Below are 18,165 nucleotides of genomic sequence, written 5' to 3'. Positions count from 1 at the left end.
GCCTTCAATGGAAATCGCGGCTTGAAGTGCCCAGCCGCCCCAGCAGCGGCGTGAGGTCTTCGAGCCGGTGCGCCACCAGGTTGCGCACCGCGCCGTAGCCTTTGGCGGTGCCGCTTTCCTCGCTGCGCTGCCACACGCCGTACACCGCCAGCAGGCGCGCATGCAGCACCTCGGCGCGCTGCGCCTCGCGCAGGGATTTCCACACGATCACGTTGACCGGGCCGGTCTCGTCCTCCAGCGTGATGAAGATGGTGCCCTTGGCGGTTTGCGGCTGCTGGCGCACGGTGACGATGCCGCAGCCGGCCACTTCTTCGCCGTCGCACAAGGCATTGAGCTCGCTGGCGCTCAGCAGACCCTTGCGCGCCAGCCGCTCCCGCAGCAGCGCGACCGGGTGGCGCCGCAGCGTGAGACCGGTGGCTTGGTAGTCGAACAGGATGTTTTCGCCTTCGGGCGTGTCCGGCAGCACCAACGGCGTTTCATGCGTGGGCACGGACTTGAGCAGGCGCGGCGCGGGCTTGACGGCCGAGGCATCCCACACCTGCTGGCGCCTGTGGCCCGACAGCGGCAGCAAGGCGTCGGCGGCGGCCAGCGCGTTGACTTCCAGCGTGCCCAGCCCGGCGCGCGACACCAGGTCTTCGGTCGAGGTGAAAGGCGCTTGCGCCCGCGCCGCCACCAGCCGGGCCACGGCGTCTTCGCGCAGGCCGGACACCAGGCGCAGGCCCAGGCGGACGGCGGGCTGGTTTTCCTCAATGCCCGGATATGCCGGGTGTTGCGGCGGTTTTTTGTTGTCCGCCGGCTCCAGCGTGCAATCCCATTCGCTGTGCATGACGTCCACCGCGCGCACCTCCACGCCGTGCCGCACGGCGTCCTGCACCAGTTGCGAGGGTGTGTAAAAACCCATGGGCTGCGAATTGACCATGGCCGCCAGGAAACAGGCAGGTTCATGGCATTTGAACCAGCAACTCACGTAGACCAGCTTGGCAAAGCTGGCGGCGTGGCTTTCGGGAAAACCGTAGTCGCCGAAGCCCAGGATCTGGCTGAAGATGCGCTCGGAGAATTCGGCGCTGTAGCCGTTGTTGACCATGGCATTGACCAGCCGGCCATGGAAACGGTCCACCCCGCCCTTGCGCTTCCAGGCGGCCATGGAGCGGCGCAGATCGTCGGCTTCGCCCGGCGTGAAGTCGGCGGCGATCATCGCGATCTGCATCACCTGCTCCTGGAAGATGGGAATGCCCAGCGTGCGCTCCAGCGCCGGGTTGAGCGCCGGGTATTCCGGCACGACCTTCCCGCCATTGCGCACGATCTCGCGGGCTTTCAGGTAGGGATGCACCATGCCGCCCTGGATGGGCCCGGGCCGCACGATCGCGACCTCGACCACCAGGTCGTAGTAATTGCGCGGCTGCAGACGCGGCAGCATGGACATCTGCGCGCGGCTCTCGATCTGGAACACGCCCACCGTGTCGGCTTCGCAGATCATGTCGTAGGTGACCTCGTCCGGCGCGATCTGGTGCATTTCCAGCTGGCTGCCGCGCGTCTGGTTCACCAGCGCCAGGCAGCGCCGTATGGCCGACAGCATGCCCAGCGCCAGCACGTCGACCTTGAGCAGGCCCATGGCCTCCAGGTCGTCCTTGTCCCACTGGATGATGCGGCGGTCTTGCATCGAGGCCGGCTGCACCGGCACCAAGCGCGTGAGCTTGCCCTGCGTCAGCACAAAGCCGCCCACGTGCTGGCTCAGGTGGCGCGGAAAACCGATCAGCTGCGCTGACAAATCCAGCCACTGCAGCACCGGCGCCTCCCGGCCCGACAGTCCGGCCTGGCGGATTTTTTCTTCCAGCACCTCGCTGCCGTCAAACCAGAAATGCTCTTTGGCGAACTGGTCTATCAGTTCGGGGTCCATCGCCAGCGCCTTGCCGACGTCGCGGATCGCGCTGCGCGGCTGGTAGCGGATGACGGTGGCGGCAATGGCGGCGCGGTCGTGGCCGTATTTGCCGTAGATGTACTGGATGACCTCTTCGCGCCGCTCGTGCTCGAAGTCCACGTCGATGTCGGGCGGCTCGCTGCGTTCGCGGCTGATGAAGCGCTCGAACAGCAGCTTGCTTTCCGACGGGTTGACGGCCGTGACGCCCAGGCAGAAACACACAACCGAATTGGCGGCCGAGCCGCGCCCCTGGCACAGGATCTTCTGTTCCCTCGCAAAGCGCACGATGTCGTGCACGGTAATGAAGAACATTTCATATTCGAGTTCTTCGATCAGCGCCAGCTCGAAGCCCAGTTGCCTCCTGACCTTGTGGGGAATCCCGCGCGGGTAGCGCGTGTGGGCGCCCTGCCAGGTCAGCCGCCTGAGCCAGCGCGCCGGTGTTTCGGCCGGCGGCACCATGTCGTCCCGGGGGTAGCGGTAAAGGTTGCGGATTTCGTCAAGGTTGAACGTGCAGCGCGCCGCCACTTCCAGCGTGGCGCGCAGCAGCGCGGCCGGGTACATGCCGGCCAGCCGCATGCGCGAGCGCAAATGCGCCTCGGCATTGGCTTGCAGCGCAAAGCCGCATTCATGCACCGTGCAGCCCAGCTTGACGGCCGTCATCACGTCGTGCAGCGGCTTGCGCGAGCGCTTGTGCATCAGCACGTTGCCGGCCGCCACCAGGCGTATGCCGGTGTGCGCGGCGACCTCCTGCAGCTGCTGCAGGCGCAGCGCGTCGTCCAGGCCTTGCAGCAGCTCGACGGCCAGCCAGGCGCTGCGGCCGAACAGCCCCGCGGCCCAGGCGGCATGCGCGCCCAAGGCCTGCACGTCGATGGCATCAGGCAAAGGCGACAGCAAAATTTCGCAATCACCCAGGCGCGAGAAATCGGTCTCGCCCAGCGCGACGCGGTAACTGCCTTTTTCCAGCACGTCGCCGGCGCGGCGCGCCTCGGTGATGAACTCGCAAAGATTGCCCCAACCGGCCGCGTTATGGGGCAGCGCCACCAGCCGGAACGCATAGCCGGCCTGCACCAGAAACTCCGCCCCGGGCAGCAGCTGCAGCCCAAGCGCCTTGGCGACTTCATGCGCCCTCACGACACCGGCGACCGAGCATTCATCGGTGACGGCCAGCGCCTTGTAGCCCAGTTCGGAGGCTCGCTCGGCGAGTTCCTGCGCATGCGAGGCGCCGCGCTGGAAGCTGAAGTTGCTCAACGCATGCAGTTCGGCGTAATCGGGCAGTGCGTAAATGGACGACATACGAACAGCCTCAGGCAAAAAAACCGTGCAGGTACCAGGCACGCTGCGGCGCGGACTCGGGCGTGGCGCCCAGGCGCTCGCTGTACACCCACAGCAGGCCGCCCTGCTGGCTGCGGTAGATGAAGTAGTCGCGCAATGCCCACGGCTTTTCGCTGAGGCCGGCGCCGCGCGCGGCGTCGCTGTCGGCCAGCAGCCATTCGGCGGCCTCCAGCCGCTGCGGCCCGGCCAGGCGGTGCAGCTTGCCCTGGTAGACCGGGTTGTTGCCGGCTGTGGCCAGCTTGAGCGGCTCTGGCAGCAGCCAGGCCGGGTACAGGGCTTCGGTTTTGATTTCTGAAAGCGAGCTTGTTGAAGCCGCCTTTGAGCGCTTGCGGCCGGGCCGGGCAGGATTGAGATGTGCGGTGATCGATGAAATGGCGCTCCTGGCCGGCACCCAGCGCTGCATCAGTTCGGGTCTGTGATCGGCGCACGGCTGCCATGCCTCCACCCGTGCATCGCCCAGGCGGGCGCTCAGGCGCTCGACCAGTTCCACCACGCTGTCGCCCTGCTTGCGCGCCTCCATCAGCAGGCTGCCGGTGGCGGCGGCCGAGTCGGCCAGCAGCTCGATGGCCAGCGACCGCAGGCTCAGGCTGTGCACCGGCGCCAGCAGCTTTTGCTGCGCCAGGTGCTCGGAGATCAGGCGCGCCACGTGGCGCAGGTCCTGCGCGGGCTGGGCCGTGCGTACTTCGAGTTCGCCGGTGGGCGGCACGTCGCGGCGCTTGTCCAGGTGCCAGGTGATCTTCAGGGCGCAGAGCCCACTCTGGCGGCCCAGCAGCCAGGCGTGCAGTTGCACCAGCAGCCGCTCCACGCCCGCCATCAGCGCCGGGGCGTGGGTAACCAGCGCGTTGAGTTCGAGCTTTTCCTCGAAGTGCTCGGGCAACAGCAGCCATTCGTAGTCGTCAGGCGTACTGCCGCGGGCGCGGTCCAGCGCCTCCAGCAGCTCCGCGCCAAAGCGCCGGGCCACGCCGTCGCGCGGCAGGCGCAGCAGGTCGTCCCAGCTGCGGCAGCCTATGCGCTCCAGCACGCCCAGGTGCGGGCGGGCGGCCGTCAGCGTGTGCATGGGCAAGTCGGCCACGCGTTTTTTCACGGCGGCTCCGCCCTCCCCCTGCGAACGCAGGCGGCCCAGCGCGATCAGCGAGGTCGCGCCCTGCGCGCGTTGCACCTCGGCCTGCAGCCCGTTCTCCTCAAAAAAGACAGCCAGGCGCTGTGCCAGCAACTGCATCAGCCGCGCCAGCCCGCCGAAGAGGCGCAGGCTGCCCGTCACGTCCATCAGCACCGCCTCGTCGACCAGCGCCACGCGCGGCGTCAGGCCCAGCGCCAGGCTGGCCGCCGCGCGTTGCAGCGCGGCGGCATCCAGCACCGGAGCGGCCGGCGGGGCCGCCTCAGTGGTGGTCGAGATGCGCAATGCGATCCAGCAGCGCATGGATGGGACTCTCGGGGGATGTGAGGGGAAGCGGCACGCGCGACGGCAGCAGCAAGGGCGCCAGGACACCGGCTTCTTCGCGCTGGCGCCGCACCCTTTCACGGCTGGCCGCCAGCAGCGCCGCCAGCCGGGCCGGCCGGGTGTCGAGCAGCAGCGGCGCGGCCAGCGGCGGGCCGCGCCGCTTGAACACGTCGACCCGCAGCATGCCCGCCTCGCCGGCCGCGCCCTCCACCCGCAAACGCAGCGGCGCGGGCGAGGATTCATGCTGCGCCCGCAAGGGCCTGAAGACAAACAGCAGCTTGTGGTGCGCATGGGCCGCGATCTGCAGGCGGCGCACATGCGCGCTGCGCGCATCGGGCAGCCAGGCCAGCACGCTTTGCACGTCGGCGCACTGCAAAGCTTCGCGCGTGGCCCACAGCAGCGAGGGGGCGTCGCCGGGCTTGCCCTGGATGCTGAGCAGGCGTCGCATGTCCATGGCCCGCGCACCCAGCGCCGGGCCGAAAGGCAGCCAGGGCGCGCCCACCAGCACCGTCAGCTCACTAGACGCCCGCGCCTGCAAGGCCGCCAGGGCCGGCGCCACCAAACCCCACTCATGCACGCCGGCCTGCGGCTGCAGCAGCTCGATCAAGGCCCCCTGCGGCCAGCCGCCGCCGGGCAGCACGGCATCAAGCGCCGCATAGCCGGTGGCAATGGTTTGCACACTCGCACTGCCGAGTTCGCCGGCGCGCCAGACATTGGCGTTGGCGAAGTCCGGCAAGGCACGGGCTGCGGGGGTTGACGAAAGCATGGTGGGCGGTTCAAATCGAATAAATACTGTATTTATGTACAGTATATTGATTTACCTCCCAGGACTCCAGCTACTCCCCAAAAACACTGCTAAAAGGCAATGATGCAAACCACGCTTGATTTACCTGATTCCTTGTTACGGGAGCTTAAAACCCTCGCGGCACAAAACGGCCAAAGCCTGGAATCCCTGTTAAATGAATTGATTCTGCGGGCGCTGCGTATGCCCACCGCGCCAGATCTTGCGCAACAAGCCGCCCCCGCCTTGCCCGCGTTGAAACGGCTTCAAGACCCACAAAACGAATTTGCGAAGCCAAGTCCCGCGCAAAACAACGAACAGCTTGAAGACCAGACGCTCCAGGAAGATATTGAAAAATTGCGGCGTATCGGATTCATACGATGACAGCGCCAAAGGGCATGGCGGGGAGCTGTCATGCAAAAGGCGCGTGACCATGCCGAGTGCAGGCTGGCTGCGCGCACCCGAATATTCTTAGTGGATTTAACGCCTGCGCGCCAGACGGGCGATCAGCAGCAGTCCCACAAGCCCAATCACGACAAAGCAGACAAAAGACCAGTTGGCGATCGAGCCGCCCAAAAAGGTCCAGTCGATCTTGGTGCAGTCGCCGCTGCCCTTGAAGATCATGGGGATGGCGCGCTTCAGGGGAAAGGTCTCGATCATTCCGTAGAAATCGCGGCCGCAGGAGGCGATCTCGGGCGGGTACCACTGCAGAAAACTCTGGCGCGCCGCCACGAAGGCGCCGAAGCCGGCCAGCAGCACCATCACGCCGGAGCCGGCCATCAGGAAACCGCGGCTTTTGGCAATCGCCGTCACGCCCGCCACCACGGCCACCAGCACCAGCGCGTAACGCTGCACGATGCACATGGGGCAAGGCTCCAGGCCGACGACATGCTGCAGGTAAAGGCCGAAAGCCAGCATGGCCACGCAGGCCACGGCAACCAGCGCCAGCACGCGGCGCGGCATGGCGTCGAAATACGTCAAAAACATCAGGGAGCCCTCTTTTTTTCTGGATGGATTATGGATTGTCCAGGGTTCGGGCGTTCGGGCCGGGATAAGTTCCCGCCGGCGATTCATTCAGGACCAATCCCGGTCGTTTCGCGCCCGCCTTTCAGCATGTGTTGCCCGCACTTGTCCTACAGGTGGTGTGCTGCGTCGGGCGTAGATTTTCAGGACCAACTTATTCAGGAGACCGACATGATCGTGCAAAACGCCCTCGCCAGCGTCGCCGTCCGCAACCTGGCCACCTCGCTGCCCTGGTATGAAAAATTGCTGGACGCCAAGGCCAGCCGCTCCATGCCCGAAGTCGGCGAATGGCAGTTCCAGCGCGGCGGCGGCCTGCAGGTCTATGAGCTGCCCGAGCGCGCCGGCGAAGGCTCGTTGACCCTGGCCGTCAACGACCTCGAACCGGAAATCGAGCACCTGCAAAAACTCGGCATAGACACCAGCCACAAAACCGCCAGCGACAAGGTCAGGACGGTGATGATCACCGACCCCGACGGCAACCACATCGCAATCGCCGAGGCGCTGATGCCCGGCGTGATCCGCTGACAACCCGCAAACACCAAAGGACAGAACCATGGAAATACACCGCGGCCGCCTTGTCGACCACATCCACCTGCGCGCCCATGACCTCGCGGCGAGCAAACAGTTTTACCGTGCCGTACTCAAGTCATTGGATAAGGAAGGCGCCATCCAGGAAGCCGACGACCATTTCTCAGCCGACGAGTTGTGGATAGACCAGGCCGACGGCGCCACCTCGCACGTCCACCTGGCTTTCCGGGCCAAGGACCATGCGGAGGTCAAAGCCTTTTACGAAGCGGCTTTGGCCGCGGGCGGCACCGACAACGGCGCGCCGGGCGAGCGAAAATACCACCCGGGCTACTACGCGGCCTTTGTGCTGGACCCGGACGGCAACAATATCGAGGCGGTCTACCATGGGCCTTTTGTGGCCTCGGCCGAATCCGTGGTGATCAGGCCCGCCGAATAGGAGCTGGAATCGCCATGTGCCGCAACATCAAGACCTTGTTCAACTTCGAACCGCCCGCCACCGAGCTGGAAATCCGCGATGCCTCGCTGCAGTTCGTCAGGAAACTCAGCGGCTTCAACGTGCCCTCCAAGGCCAATGAAGCCGCGTTTGACCGCGCGGTGGAAGAGGTGGCTGCCTCGGCTCGGGTGCTCATGCGCTCACTGGTGACCAACGCCGAGCCGCGCAACCGGGAGCTTGAGGCTGAGCGGGCCCGCGCAAGGTCAGCGTTGAGGTTTAGCGCTAACCAGTGAACAGAAGCGCTCTTTCAAGTCCTCAGCCCTCACCAAAGGGATCAACCCAGCCACACGACTTGCTTATCACGATGGTGGCTCAGGCTTGCCGTTGGGCGATTGGAAATTCATCTGTCATTGGACGGCTGATATAAATCAACTCTACAAACAAGCATTAAGCAGATATGACGACCAAAGACGATTGGCCCAGGCAGAAGCGATGGAAAGCGCAATGCGCCATGTTATTCCGCAGTTTTGCGGGACATATCAAAGTTACGCGTCCATGCCGGGCAAGTAAAAGGAAGCCAATGACGAGAGTACTTTTCGCGCTTCTTCTCTCCCTTGTGTTCAGTGTGAATTCCGCATCTGCGGATCCACTTGCCAGTCGTGATTCGGCAAAGAGGTACGCGAAGGCGATTCCAGCCCAGGAAGTGATCGAAGAAATGCTTGTCTACCATGTACGCAACGTGCCTGGGCCCGGGCGGAACAATGTAGCCGGCGAAATCCGAAGTCGATTGAACAAGGACAAACTCCTGGAAACGTACATCGACATACTGGTGTCGGTATACACAACTGAAGAACTAGATGCCCTGGCCGACTTCTATTCCAGTCCTATAGGCGCCTCGGCAAACGCCAAGCGATCGCAGGTCGTCGACAAGTACTGGATGTTCCGCGAAGAAGTTGAGCGCGCAGTGATGCAGGCGACTTCTGACTTGCAATTGAAAGCTCAAAAATAGCATTGAGCATTGCTGGGTGCCTTTGTCTGGCTTTGCGAAGGCGGTCTGCGCCTCAACTCAAACGCCAGGCATCTACCCTTCCACAAACACCCTCGCCTTGCGCGGCGTCACGACCAGCATGTCAGCAAACAGTTTTTTAATTTGGTGTGCTGTGTTATTTTGCAAGCGGTCGCGTTATTCTGCGGAATTGCGGGATTATCAAAGTTAGGTCTCCGATGTTTGGTCGAATTGATCTGGAGTTTCTCAAACAACCACAGCTAACCGACTGGCGGTTCGTAGGCTGTTATCCCGGCCTTCACTACACCGTCTATCCGCAGTACGCCTTTCGCGTGCCTGATTCTGAAGAAACCATAAGGATCACGCGCGCTCCGAAACTGCACGGGGACAACGGACTGAGATTTTGGCTTTCGGCCGAGTGGGCGCAGGGGTGGAATGGTCGCGAGCAGTTCATGTCTTCCTACGTCGCGAATGCTGCGTTTGAGGTTATTTCTGAAGCCGAATTCAATACGTTGGTCACAGCACAATCCGGCGAGTTGCTGGTTTCACGCCCGCTGCCCCTGCATTCCCACCAGGGCTTCGTTGGCGCACTGGTGTTGTATTCGATGAAAACGGACTTCATCGTTTCTCTGTTCGCCGAGTACGAGGATGAGTTCATTCATTTCTACTGGGACACAACCGCCTGAGGTCTTCGCCATGCATGCCGCTCAGGGGCCTAATCCGTACCATCCCCTTCGTCGTGCGCGGCCTAACTCCAACTTTAACTTTCCACAAACACCCTCGCCTTGCGCGGTGTCACCACCAGCATGTCGCCTTCGCGCAAGCCCATTTCCTTGAACTGCTGCGAAGGCATCTGGGCTTCGATGATGGCGTCGCCCGAGACATTGCCTTTTTGTTCATAGCCTTCGGCGGGAATCAGCTCCAGCCGCGCGATGGGGCCGATGACGATGGCGCGCTCCAGGTGGGCGACTATGCCTTCGGCGCCGGGTGAATAACGCTGCACGTCGAGGTCGTGCGGGCGCACATAGGCAAAGGCCTTGGCATCCTGCGCGCCGGCATGTTCGGGTGAATTGAGGCGCAGGCCTTCGAGCTGCACCTCGCCTTCGTGGGCGCGGCCATGGAATAAATTGACGTCACCGAGGAAGCCGTAGACGAAGGGGCTGGCCGGGTGGTCCCAGACTTCCTGCGGCGAACCGATCTGCTCGACCTTGCCGGCATTCATCAGCACCACGCGGTCGGCCACTTCCAGCGCTTCTTCCTGGTCGTGCGTCACAAAAATACTGGTGACGTGCAGGTCGTCGTGCAGGCGGCGCAGCCAGCGGCGCAGCTCCTTGCGGACCTTGGCGTCGAGCGCGCCGAAGGGCTCGTCGAGCAGCAGCACCTTGGGCTCCACCGCCAGCGCGCGCGCCAGGGCGATACGCTGGCGCTGCCCGCCCGAAAGCTGCGACGGGAAACGGTCGGCCAGCCAGTCGAGCTGCACAAGGTTGAGCAGCGAATGCACTTTTTCCTTGATCTGCGCTTCGCTGGGCCTGAGGCCGCGCGGCTTGACGCGCAGGCCGAAGGCCACGTTCTCGAACACCGTCATGTGGCGGAACAGCGCGTAATGCTGGAACACAAAACCGACCTGGCGCTCGCGCACATGCACGTCGGTGGTGTCTTCGCCGCTGAAGAGGATGCTGCCGCGGTCGGCGTTCTCCAGCCCGGCGATGATGCGCAGCAGCGTGGTCTTGCCGCAGCCCGAGGGGCCCAGCAAGGCGACCAGCTCGCCCGATTGAATGTCCAGGCTCACGTCGCCGAGCGCCTGGAAGTCGCCAAAATGTTTGCTGACGTTGCGGATTTCGATGCTCATTTCGTTCTCTCGGTTCTTTCTCCCTCTCCCTCTGGGAGAGGGTTGAGGTGAGGGCCAGCGGCTACAGCAAGGGGAGCCCTCACCCTAGCCCTCTCCCAGAGGGAGAGGGGATAAAACAGGCCGCTCAGGCGGCAGATCCGCCGCGGCTTTCATGTCGGCTTCGTGGCGCCATTCGGCCACCGATTTGATGACCAGCGTGACCAGCGCGAGGATGGCCAGCAGCGACGCCACGGCAAAGGCGGCCACCGACTGGTATTCGTTGTAGAGGATTTCGACGTGCAACGGCAGCGTGTTGGTCTGCCCGCGGATGTGGCCCGAGACCACCGACACCGCACCGAACTCGCCCATGGCGCGCGCGTTGCACAAAATCACGCCGTAGATCAGGCCCCACTTGATGTTGGGCAGCGTGACATGCCAGAAGGTTTGCCAGCCGGTCGCGCCCAGCACGATGGCGGCCTGCTCTTCGTCGTTGCCCTGGGCCTGCATCAGCGGGATCAGTTCGCGCGCGATGAACGGAAAGGTCACGAACACGGTCGCCAGCACGATGCCGGGCACGGCAAAAATAACCTTGATGTCGTGCGCCATCAGCCAGGGGCCGAACCAGCCCTGCGCGCCAAAGATCAGCACATAGATCAGGCCGGCCACCACGGGCGAGACCGAAAACGGCAGGTCGACCAGCGTCGTCAAGACCGACTTGCCGCGGAACTCGTACTTGGCAATCGCCCAGGCGGCGGACACACCGAACACCAGGTTCAGCGGCACGGCAATCGCGGCGGCGATCAGGGTCAGCTTGATGGCCGACCAGGCGTCAGGCTCGCGCAACGCGGCGAGGTAGGCGCCAAAACCCTTGCGCAAGGCCTCGGTGAACACGGCCGCCAGCGGAAGCACCAGGAACAGCACCACAAACAGCAACGCCACGGTGATCAGCGTGTAGCGGACCCATGGCGCTTCGGTGGTGCCGGCGCGCACGCGGCGATTGATGGGAGACGATGCGGCGCTCACGCGGGTGCCCCTGCATTGCGGCGCTGCCAGGCCTGCAGCCCATTGATGACCAGCAGCAACACAAAGGACACCAGCAGCATCACCACGGCCACGGCGGTGGCGCCGGCGTAGTCGTACTGCTCGAGCTTGCCGATGATGATGAGCGGCGTGATTTCAGAGATCATGGGCATGTTGCCGGCGATGAAGATGACCGAGCCGTATTCACCGATGGCGCGCGCAAAGGCCATGGCAAAGCCGGTCAGCAAGGCCGGTGTGATGTGCGGCAATATGACCTTGGTGAAGATCTGCAGGCGCGTGGCGCCCAGCGAGGTCGCGGCTTCCTCGAGTTCTTTCTCGGCGTCTTCCAGCACCGGCTGCACCGTGCGCACCACAAAGGGCAGGCCGATGAAGATCAGCGCAATCACCACACCGGCCGGCGTGAAGGCCAGCTTGATGCCCATGGGCTCCAGGTACTGGCCTATCCAGCCGTTGCCGGCCAGCAGGGCCGTCAGCGAAATGCCGGCCACGGCCGTGGGCAGCGCAAAAGGCAGGTCCACCAGCGCATCGACGATTTTTTTCCCCGGAAACTTGTAGCGCACCAGCACCCAGGCCAGCAGCAGGCCGAAGACCAGGTTCACCACCGCCGCGATCAGCGAGGCGCCGAAGGTGAGGCGGTAAGAGGCCAGCACGCGCGGCGAGGTGACGGCCGTGATGAACTGCTCCCAGCTCAGCGTGAAGGTCTTGAAGAACAGCGCCGAGATCGGGATCAGCACGATCAGGCTCAGGTACAGCACCGTGTAGCCCAGCGTCAGGCGAAAGCCGGGCAGCACGCGTTTGGCCGCCCTTTTGCTACCCGCAGGGATACCCGGCGCTGACTGCGCTGGTGGTGTGAGAGGAATTGTTTGGGTAAGCATGTAAACCGGCCGGTCTGTCTGGAAGGGCAATTTTCCGACGGGCCGCCCCTAGGAAAATTAGCCCCCAAAATCATGAATGGGGCAGAGAGTGCCGCAGGCTCGAAGCGAGCGAACGTGGGGGCCAGTTACTTGACGGTGTACAGCTTGTCGAACTGCCCGCCGTCGTTGAAGTGCACTTTCTGCGCCTCACCGAGGCTGCCGAACACTTCCTGCACCGTGAAGAGCTGCAGCGGCTTGAAGGTGCTGGCGTATTTCTTCAGCACGGCTTGCGAGCGCGGGCGCAGCGCGTGGCGCGCGGCGATTTCCTGGCCTTCTTCCGAATAGAGGTAGTTGAGGTAGGCCTTGGCCAGGTCGGCCGTGCCCTTCTTGGCCACGGTGCGTTCAACCACCGCCACCGGGTTTTCCGCCACGACGCTGATGGACGGGTAGATCGCATCGACCTTGCCTTCGCCGAATTCCTTGTTCACCGACAGCACTTCGGATTCGAAGGTGATCAGCACGTCGCCGATATTGCGCTGCAGGAACACGGTGGTCGCATCGCGGCCGCCCTTGCCCAGCACCGGAACGTTCTTGTAGAGCTTGCCGACGAACTCGGCGGCCTGCGCGTCGGTGCCGCCCTTTTTCTTGGCATAACCCCAGGCGGCCAGGTAGGCGTAACGGCCGTTGCCGCCGGTCTTGGGGTTCACCACGATGACCTGGATGCCGGGCTTGATCAGGTCGTCCCAGTCCTTGATGCCCTTGGGGTTGCCGTTGCGCACCAGGAACAGCATGGTCGAGGTGGTGGGCGATGCATTGTCCGGAAATTTTGTCGTCCAGTCCTTGGCGACCACGCCGGCCGTGGCCAGGAAGTCCACGTCGGTCGAGGTGTTCATGGTGACCACGTCGGCGTCCAGGCCGTCGGCCACCGAGCGCGCGACGGCGCTGGAGCCCGCATGCGACTGGTCGACCTTCACGTCCTTGCCGGTGGTCTTTTTGTAGTGGGCGATGAAGGCCGCGTTGTAGTCCTTGTAGAACTCGCGCGCCACGTCGTAAGAGCCGTTCAGCAGCGTCTGCGTTTGTGCTGAAGCGATGCCGCTCGTTGCCAGGGCCAGAGTTGCAAGAGCGATTTTGAGTTTTGAGGAGGTCATGCCGTTTCCAGGGATCCGAAAGAAGAAGACGAAGAAATCTGCGGTGAAGAAAAATCAAGCTGCGGCGCCGAGAGCGAAGCATCGCCGGCCAGGGACTGCAGCAGGGCAATGCCCAGCGGCCAGTCGCCGTGGCCCGATTCGACGTTGATGTGGCCCGCATCCTGCAGTCGCACAAACTCGCTGCCCCAGGCGCGGGCATAAGCGCCGGCCAGGCGCACCGGACAGAAAGGGTCGTTGCTGCTGGCCACCAGCACGCTGCGGTAAGGCAGCTTCTGGTAAGGCACGGGGGCGAAATCGCTCAAGACGGCGCGGCGTTCCGGGTCGGCCGGCGCCACCAGCAAGGCGCCCTGGATGCGCTCGGCCGCCTCGGGCGGCAGGTGCGCCGTCGCGATGCAGCCCAGGCTGTGCGCCACGATCACCACCGGCTCGTTCTGCAGCTGGATGGTATTGGCGATAGACGCCACCCAAGCCTTGCGCGAAGGCGTGATCCAGTCGTCCTGGCGCACCCGCACCGCATTGCTCAGGCGCTCAGCCCACAGGCTTTGCCAGTGGCCGGGACCGGAGTCGCGCCAGCCGGGAACGATGATGAAGCGCAAAGTGGTGGTCCTCAGCGAGGTTCAAACAAGTGAGCCACGCCACGCGCCATTGCGGGCAGCGGCACTGGCGCATGCAAGCCAGGGCCGCGGAACCGGCTTTGCCGGGCCGCAGGCGCAGCGGCCCCAACCGCCATGAAAGGGGCAGCGCGCCGCAGGCTCGAAGCGAAAAGCGTGGGGGCCATTTACTTGTTGGGCTGCGGCGTGATGCGCAGGTAAGGCTTCACGGCCGTGAACCCTTTGGGGAAACGCTGGGCCAGCTCGGCAGGGTCCTGCAGGCTCGGCACGATGATCACGTCGTCGCCGTCCTTCCAGTTCACCGGCGTGGCCACCTTGTAGCCGTCGGTCAGCTGCAGCGAGTCGATGACACGCAGGATCTCGTCGAAATTGCGGCCCGTGCTGGCGGGGTAGGTGAAGGTGGTGCGTATGGCCTTCTTCGGGTCGATGATGAACACGCTGCGCACGGTGGCCGTGGGGCCGGTGCTCAGGGCGTTCGGGTGGATCATGTCGTAAAGGCTGGCCACCTTGCGGTCGGCGTCGGCCAGGATGGGGAAATTCACCGTGGTGTTCTGCGTCTCGTTGATGTCGTTGACCCACTTGCCATGGGATTCCAGCGCATCGACGCTGACCGCGATGGGCTTGACATTGCGCTTGGCGAATTCACCGCTCAGGGCCGCGGTCTTGCCGAGCTCGGTGGTGCAGACAGGGGTGAAATCAGCAGGATGCGAAAACAGCACAACCCAGGAATCGCCCGCCCATTCATGGAAGGAAATCTTGCCGGCTGTGGAGTCCTGGGTGAAATCGGGGGCGGTGTCGCCGAGTCTGAGAGTGGCCATTGCATGCTCCTTGGGTTGCTTGATCAAAGCATTGTGGGGAGCAAGCGTTAAAACTCAAAAGAATATATTTCTCTTAATTTATCTAGTTTTTCGCATAACAAGCCCGGTACTTGGCTGTTGGCTGTTCGGTATTCCTGTCCCCACCCCTTGTGGATGCGCCGAGGAGCGCAGGGCCAGACGGATCAGGGCAAAAACTTGTTTGAGCCGCAGGCGAGTTGTTTTTCACCCCGGCTGGACCGAGCACCGCAGGCTGCCCGCAGCGAAGCGAAGGGACGCAGCAACCAGGGTCGCCTTTTTTGCTTACTTTTTTGGCGAAGCAAAAAAGTGAGTCGCATGCCGGGCGACCCCGGCCAGCAACACTCAGCAGAGGGCGCGCCCGCCAGAGCAAAAGCAGCCTAGTGGCCTTTGAGGCCGAAACCTCAAACCAGCGCATCCCCCCTCATCCTCTCCCCCAGAAAATCCAGAAAACTCCTCACCGCCGGCACCTGTCCGCGCCGCGAGGTGAAGACGGCATGCGCCATGCCGGAGGGAAGCGACCAGTCCGGCAGCACGGGCACCAGCAACTGGGCCTGCCGTTCCGCGGCGCTCATGGAATCGGGCAAAAAACTCATGCCGGTGCCGGCAAGCACCGCGAGCTTCAGGGTCTGCAAATCGTCGGCGACATAGCGCGGCTGGTGCTGCAGCACGAACTCTTTTCCGTCCGGGCCCAGCAGCCGCCACGATGAGCGCCCGTCGGCCCAGGACATGGCCACGGTGTCGAGCTTGAGCAGGTCTTCGGGTTTTTCGGGCCGGCCCTGGCGCTGCAGCAAGGCCGGGCTGGCCAGCAGGTGACCGGCGCTGGCGCCCAGGTTCTTGATCACCAGGCTGCCGCTGTCTTCGAGCGTGGGGCGCACGCGCAGTGCAATGTCTATGCCCTCTTCCACCAGGTCGATGACGCGGTTGGTCACGCGCATGTCGACGCGTACCTGCGGGTACATCTCCATAAAGCGCGGCACCAGGTAGCCCACCGAGCTTTGCGCCAGCGTCACCGGGCAGGTGATGCGCAAGGTGCCGCGCGGCTCGACCTGCATCTGCGCCACGGCTTCGGCCGCGGCCAGCGCCTCGTCACGCATGGCACTGCAGTGGCGCAGATAGATCTCGCCGACCTCCGTCAGCGACAGCTTGCGTGTGGTGCGCTGCAGCAGCCGCACGCCCAGCCGCGCTTCCAGCTCGGCCACGCGGCGCGACAGGCGTGATTTGGGCAGGCCCAGCGCTCGCCCGGCCGCGGCAAAACCGCCCCGTTCCACCACTTCGGCGAAATACAGCATGTCATTGAGGTCTTGCATGGGAGCATCCTTTCACAGTGATTGTCCCGTACATAGAACAATCTATCGCAATTTTACCGGCTTATCAATCAATCGATCCACCCACACAATCTATCCATGGCTGCGATTCACGGTGAACACGGCCTGACAACCTGATTCAACAACTCACATTTAGGAATCCATCATGACCAAACTTCTCCACATCGACTCCAGCATCCTCGGCGGCAACTCGGTTTCCCGCCAGCTCACCGCCCAGATCGTGGCCTCCTGGCGCGCCGGCCACCCCGGCACCGACGTCAGCTACCTGGACCTGGCCGCCGACACGCCCTCCCACCTGTCCGCCGAATCGCTGGGTTTCCGCATGCCCGCCGACGCCGCCCTGAGCGACGCGCAAAAGCGTGAAAACGCCGTGTCCGAAGCCCTGGTGACGCAATTCCTGGCGGCCGACGTGATCGTCGTGGGCGCACCGCTGTACAACTTCGCCATCCCCAGCCAGCTCAAGGCCTGGATTGACCGCGTTGCGCAAGTCGGCCGCACCTTCAAGTACACCGACAAGGGCCCCGTGGGCCTGGCCACCGGCAAGACCGTGATCGTGGCTTCCGCCCGTGGCGGCGTGTATTCGACCAGCGAAGCCGCCACCGCCATGGAACACCAGGAGAGCTACCTGAAGGTGGTGTTCGGTTTCTTCGGCATCACCGACGTGCGGTTTGTGCGCGCCGAAGGCCTGGCCATGGGCGAAGCCGCCAAGGCCGCCGCCCTGGCCGCCGCGCAGATTGAAATCGTGACGCACACGCAGGCACCCGCCGCCAACCAGGAAAAAGCCGCTATTGCCGCCTGACCCCGGCGCCTTGCGCATCCAAAAAAGCCCGCAGCCGCGGGCTTTTTTCATGGCTGCGGCCCCCAGTAATTACTAAATGACTAATAGGTAGTTCACTTTGGGCGGGCACGTCCCTACATTCACCGCTTGCCCCGATGAGGGCCCAGACACAAGAAAGGTGAAGATGACAGCGACCTTGGCCCTGAACGAGCGCACAGCACCGGCAACCGCCACGCGATCCCTCTCTCCCCTCGAAATACGTCCTTTTGACGCCCCGCTGGGTGCCGAAGTCCTGGGCCTGGATCTCTCCCGGCCCCTCTCGACAGCCGATTTCACCCGGATTCACCGCGCCCACCTGGACCACCACGTGCTGGTGTTCCGCGACCAGCGCATCACGCCGCAGCAGCACGTCGACTTCAGCCGCCGCTTCGGCCCGCTGCAGATCCATGTGCTCAAGAACTTCCAGCTGCAGAACCACCCGGAAATCCTGGTGGTCTCCAACATCAAGGAAAACGGCGAGCCCATAGGCCTGGGCGACGCCGGCCATTTCTGGCATTCCGACCTGTCATACAAAGACAAACCCAGCCTGGGTTCGCTGCTGCATGCGCAGGAATTACCGGCAGAAGGCGGCGACACCCTGTTCGCCAACCAGCACACCGCCTGGGACACCCTGCCCGCCGCCCTGAAAACCGCCGTCGAAGGCCTGCGCGCCGAACACACTTACCTGGCCAAATACGAAGAACTGCGCAGCCGCAACCCCTGGCGCCCCAAGCTCACGCAGGAACAGGTCGACCAAGTCAAACCGGTGGTCCACCCGGTCGTCCGCACCCATCCCGAAACCGGCCGCAAGGCGCTCTTCGTCAGCGAACATTTCACCACCCGCATCCTGGGCATCCCCGAAGACGAAAGCCTGGCCCTGCTGACGGAGTTGTTCGAACACAGCTCCCACGCAGAACTGGTCTACCGCCACGAATGGAAACCGCACGACCTCGTGTTCTGGGACAACCGCTCCGTCACCCACCTGGCAGCAGGCACCCCAGACCACCTGCGCCGCAAGCTATACCGCACGACGATTGAGGGCGACGCGCCGTTCTGACGGGCTGTGTCGACCGGCCGTTACCGACACCAAGGCCGCGAACCCTCACCCCAGCCCTCTCCCGAAGGGAGAGGGAGCAAGAAGATGTGCACCACCCGTCATGGTTTGGTAGTGGTGTCCGGCTGTCGGCTGTTCGGTATTCTTTGTTCCCACCCCTTGTGGATGCGCCGAGGAGCGCAGGTTCAG

General features: G+C 63.8%; 19 protein-coding genes. 8 read left to right on the top strand and 11 right to left on the bottom strand.

Translation table 11 applies throughout. The features are described from left to right. Positions 1–4: 4 nt before the first annotated feature. Genes ACLV8F_RS22330 through imuA form a run of 3 tightly spaced genes read right to left on the bottom strand, consistent with a single transcriptional unit; the run spans position 5 to position 5,457 of the window. Entirely contained in the window at positions 5–3,211 is a 3,207-nt protein-coding gene (locus ACLV8F_RS22330; RefSeq protein ID WP_411886395.1) for an error-prone DNA polymerase, read from the bottom strand. 10 nt (positions 3,212–3,221) lie between these two features. After that, positions 3,222–4,670, bottom strand: a complete 1,449-nt coding sequence (locus ACLV8F_RS22325; RefSeq protein WP_411886394.1) for a Y-family DNA polymerase — start codon at positions 4,668–4,670, stop codon at positions 3,222–3,224. Further along, positions 4,630–5,457 carry a translesion DNA synthesis-associated protein ImuA gene (gene imuA / locus ACLV8F_RS22320; RefSeq protein WP_411886393.1) on the bottom strand — a complete coding sequence of 276 codons (828 nt, stop codon included), beginning with the start codon at positions 5,455–5,457 and terminating at the stop codon, positions 4,630–4,632. The genes ACLV8F_RS22325 and imuA overlap by 41 nt, the downstream gene beginning before the upstream one ends. A gap of 102 nt (positions 5,458–5,559) precedes the next feature. Here imuA and ACLV8F_RS22315 point away from each other — a divergent pair, with 102 nt between their 5' ends. After that, positions 5,560–5,856 (top strand): hypothetical protein, encoded by a 297-nt coding sequence (locus tag ACLV8F_RS22315; RefSeq protein ID WP_411886392.1) that lies wholly within the window; start codon positions 5,560–5,562, stop codon positions 5,854–5,856. A gap of 96 nt (positions 5,857–5,952) precedes the next feature. Here the strand turns inward: ACLV8F_RS22315 and ACLV8F_RS22310 are convergent, their stop codons facing one another. Beyond that, a complete protein-coding gene (locus tag ACLV8F_RS22310) occupies positions 5,953–6,459 on the bottom strand; it encodes a disulfide bond formation protein B (RefSeq protein WP_411886391.1) in 507 nt (168 codons plus the stop codon). 207 nt (positions 6,460–6,666) lie between these two features. Between ACLV8F_RS22310 and ACLV8F_RS22305 the strand changes: the two genes are divergently transcribed. The 5 genes from ACLV8F_RS22305 to ACLV8F_RS22285 all read left to right on the top strand — a co-directional run bounded on the left by ACLV8F_RS22305 (position 6,667) and on the right by ACLV8F_RS22285 (position 9,148). Continuing rightward, on the top strand, positions 6,667–7,020 hold the full coding sequence (locus tag ACLV8F_RS22305) for a VOC family protein (protein WP_411886390.1): 354 nt from the start codon (positions 6,667–6,669) through the stop codon (positions 7,018–7,020). A 28-nt stretch (positions 7,021–7,048) separates the two neighbouring features. Next, positions 7,049–7,459: a VOC family protein gene (locus ACLV8F_RS22300; RefSeq protein ID WP_411886389.1), complete on the top strand. Its 411-nt coding sequence runs from the start codon at positions 7,049–7,051 to the stop codon at positions 7,457–7,459. 14 nt (positions 7,460–7,473) lie between these two features. Then, a complete protein-coding gene (locus tag ACLV8F_RS22295) occupies positions 7,474–7,749 on the top strand; it encodes a DUF2277 domain-containing protein (RefSeq protein WP_411886388.1) in 276 nt (91 codons plus the stop codon). 164 nt (positions 7,750–7,913) lie between these two features. Then, positions 7,914–8,465 carry a DUF2059 domain-containing protein gene (locus ACLV8F_RS22290; RefSeq protein ID WP_411886387.1) on the top strand — a complete coding sequence of 184 codons (552 nt, stop codon included), beginning with the start codon at positions 7,914–7,916 and terminating at the stop codon, positions 8,463–8,465. Positions 8,466–8,680: 215 nt separating this feature from the next. After that, positions 8,681–9,148 (top strand): hypothetical protein, encoded by a 468-nt coding sequence (locus ACLV8F_RS22285; protein WP_411886386.1) that lies wholly within the window; start codon positions 8,681–8,683, stop codon positions 9,146–9,148. Positions 9,149–9,222: 74 nt separating this feature from the next. On the opposite strand, the gene ACLV8F_RS22280 is transcribed toward ACLV8F_RS22285, so the two are convergent. From ACLV8F_RS22280 to ACLV8F_RS22250, 7 genes are all read right to left on the bottom strand, one after another. After that, positions 9,223–10,311, bottom strand: a complete 1,089-nt coding sequence (locus ACLV8F_RS22280) for a sulfate/molybdate ABC transporter ATP-binding protein (RefSeq protein ID WP_411886385.1) — start codon at positions 10,309–10,311, stop codon at positions 9,223–9,225. A gap of 84 nt (positions 10,312–10,395) precedes the next feature. Next, the gene (gene cysW / locus ACLV8F_RS22275; RefSeq protein ID WP_411886384.1) at positions 10,396–11,313 is read right to left on the bottom strand and encodes a sulfate ABC transporter permease subunit CysW; all 918 of its coding nucleotides are present in this window, start codon (positions 11,311–11,313) and stop codon (positions 10,396–10,398) included. Next, entirely contained in the window at positions 11,310–12,206 is an 897-nt protein-coding gene (gene cysT, locus ACLV8F_RS22270; protein WP_411886383.1) for a sulfate ABC transporter permease subunit CysT, read from the bottom strand. The genes cysW and cysT overlap by 4 nt, the downstream gene beginning before the upstream one ends. Before the next feature lie 125 nt (positions 12,207–12,331). Continuing rightward, positions 12,332–13,333 carry a sulfate ABC transporter substrate-binding protein gene (locus tag ACLV8F_RS22265; protein ID WP_411886382.1) on the bottom strand — a complete coding sequence of 334 codons (1,002 nt, stop codon included), beginning with the start codon at positions 13,331–13,333 and terminating at the stop codon, positions 12,332–12,334. Beyond that, the gene (locus tag ACLV8F_RS22260; protein WP_411886381.1) at positions 13,330–13,929 is read right to left on the bottom strand and encodes an RBBP9/YdeN family alpha/beta hydrolase; all 600 of its coding nucleotides are present in this window, start codon (positions 13,927–13,929) and stop codon (positions 13,330–13,332) included. Before ACLV8F_RS22260 ends, ACLV8F_RS22265 begins: the two co-directional genes overlap by 4 nt. Positions 13,930–14,111: 182 nt before the next feature. After that, complete coding sequence (locus tag ACLV8F_RS22255) at positions 14,112–14,762, bottom strand: peroxiredoxin (RefSeq protein WP_411886380.1); 651 nt, start codon at positions 14,760–14,762, stop codon at positions 14,112–14,114. Positions 14,763–15,181: 419 nt separating this feature from the next. Further along, positions 15,182–16,087, bottom strand: a complete 906-nt coding sequence (locus ACLV8F_RS22250) for a LysR family transcriptional regulator (protein ID WP_411886379.1) — start codon at positions 16,085–16,087, stop codon at positions 15,182–15,184. A 163-nt stretch (positions 16,088–16,250) separates the two neighbouring features. On the opposite strand from ACLV8F_RS22250, the gene ACLV8F_RS22245 reads away from it, so the two are divergent. Both ACLV8F_RS22245 and ACLV8F_RS22240 read left to right on the top strand, forming a co-directional pair. Then, a complete protein-coding gene (locus tag ACLV8F_RS22245; protein WP_411886378.1) occupies positions 16,251–16,904 on the top strand; it encodes an FMN-dependent NADH-azoreductase in 654 nt (217 codons plus the stop codon). 163 nt (positions 16,905–17,067) lie between these two features. Beyond that, positions 17,068–17,979: a TauD/TfdA dioxygenase family protein gene (locus ACLV8F_RS22240; RefSeq protein WP_411886377.1), complete on the top strand. Its 912-nt coding sequence runs from the start codon at positions 17,068–17,070 to the stop codon at positions 17,977–17,979. The last annotated feature ends 186 nt before the right edge of the window (positions 17,980–18,165 follow it).

Source organism: Polaromonas sp. YR568 (assembly GCF_943369675.1).
Classification (GTDB): domain Bacteria; phylum Pseudomonadota; class Gammaproteobacteria; order Burkholderiales; family Burkholderiaceae_C; genus Polaromonas.
The sequence above is the reverse complement of the archived record's forward strand: the minus strand, read 5'-3'. Positions and strand labels throughout refer to the sequence as shown.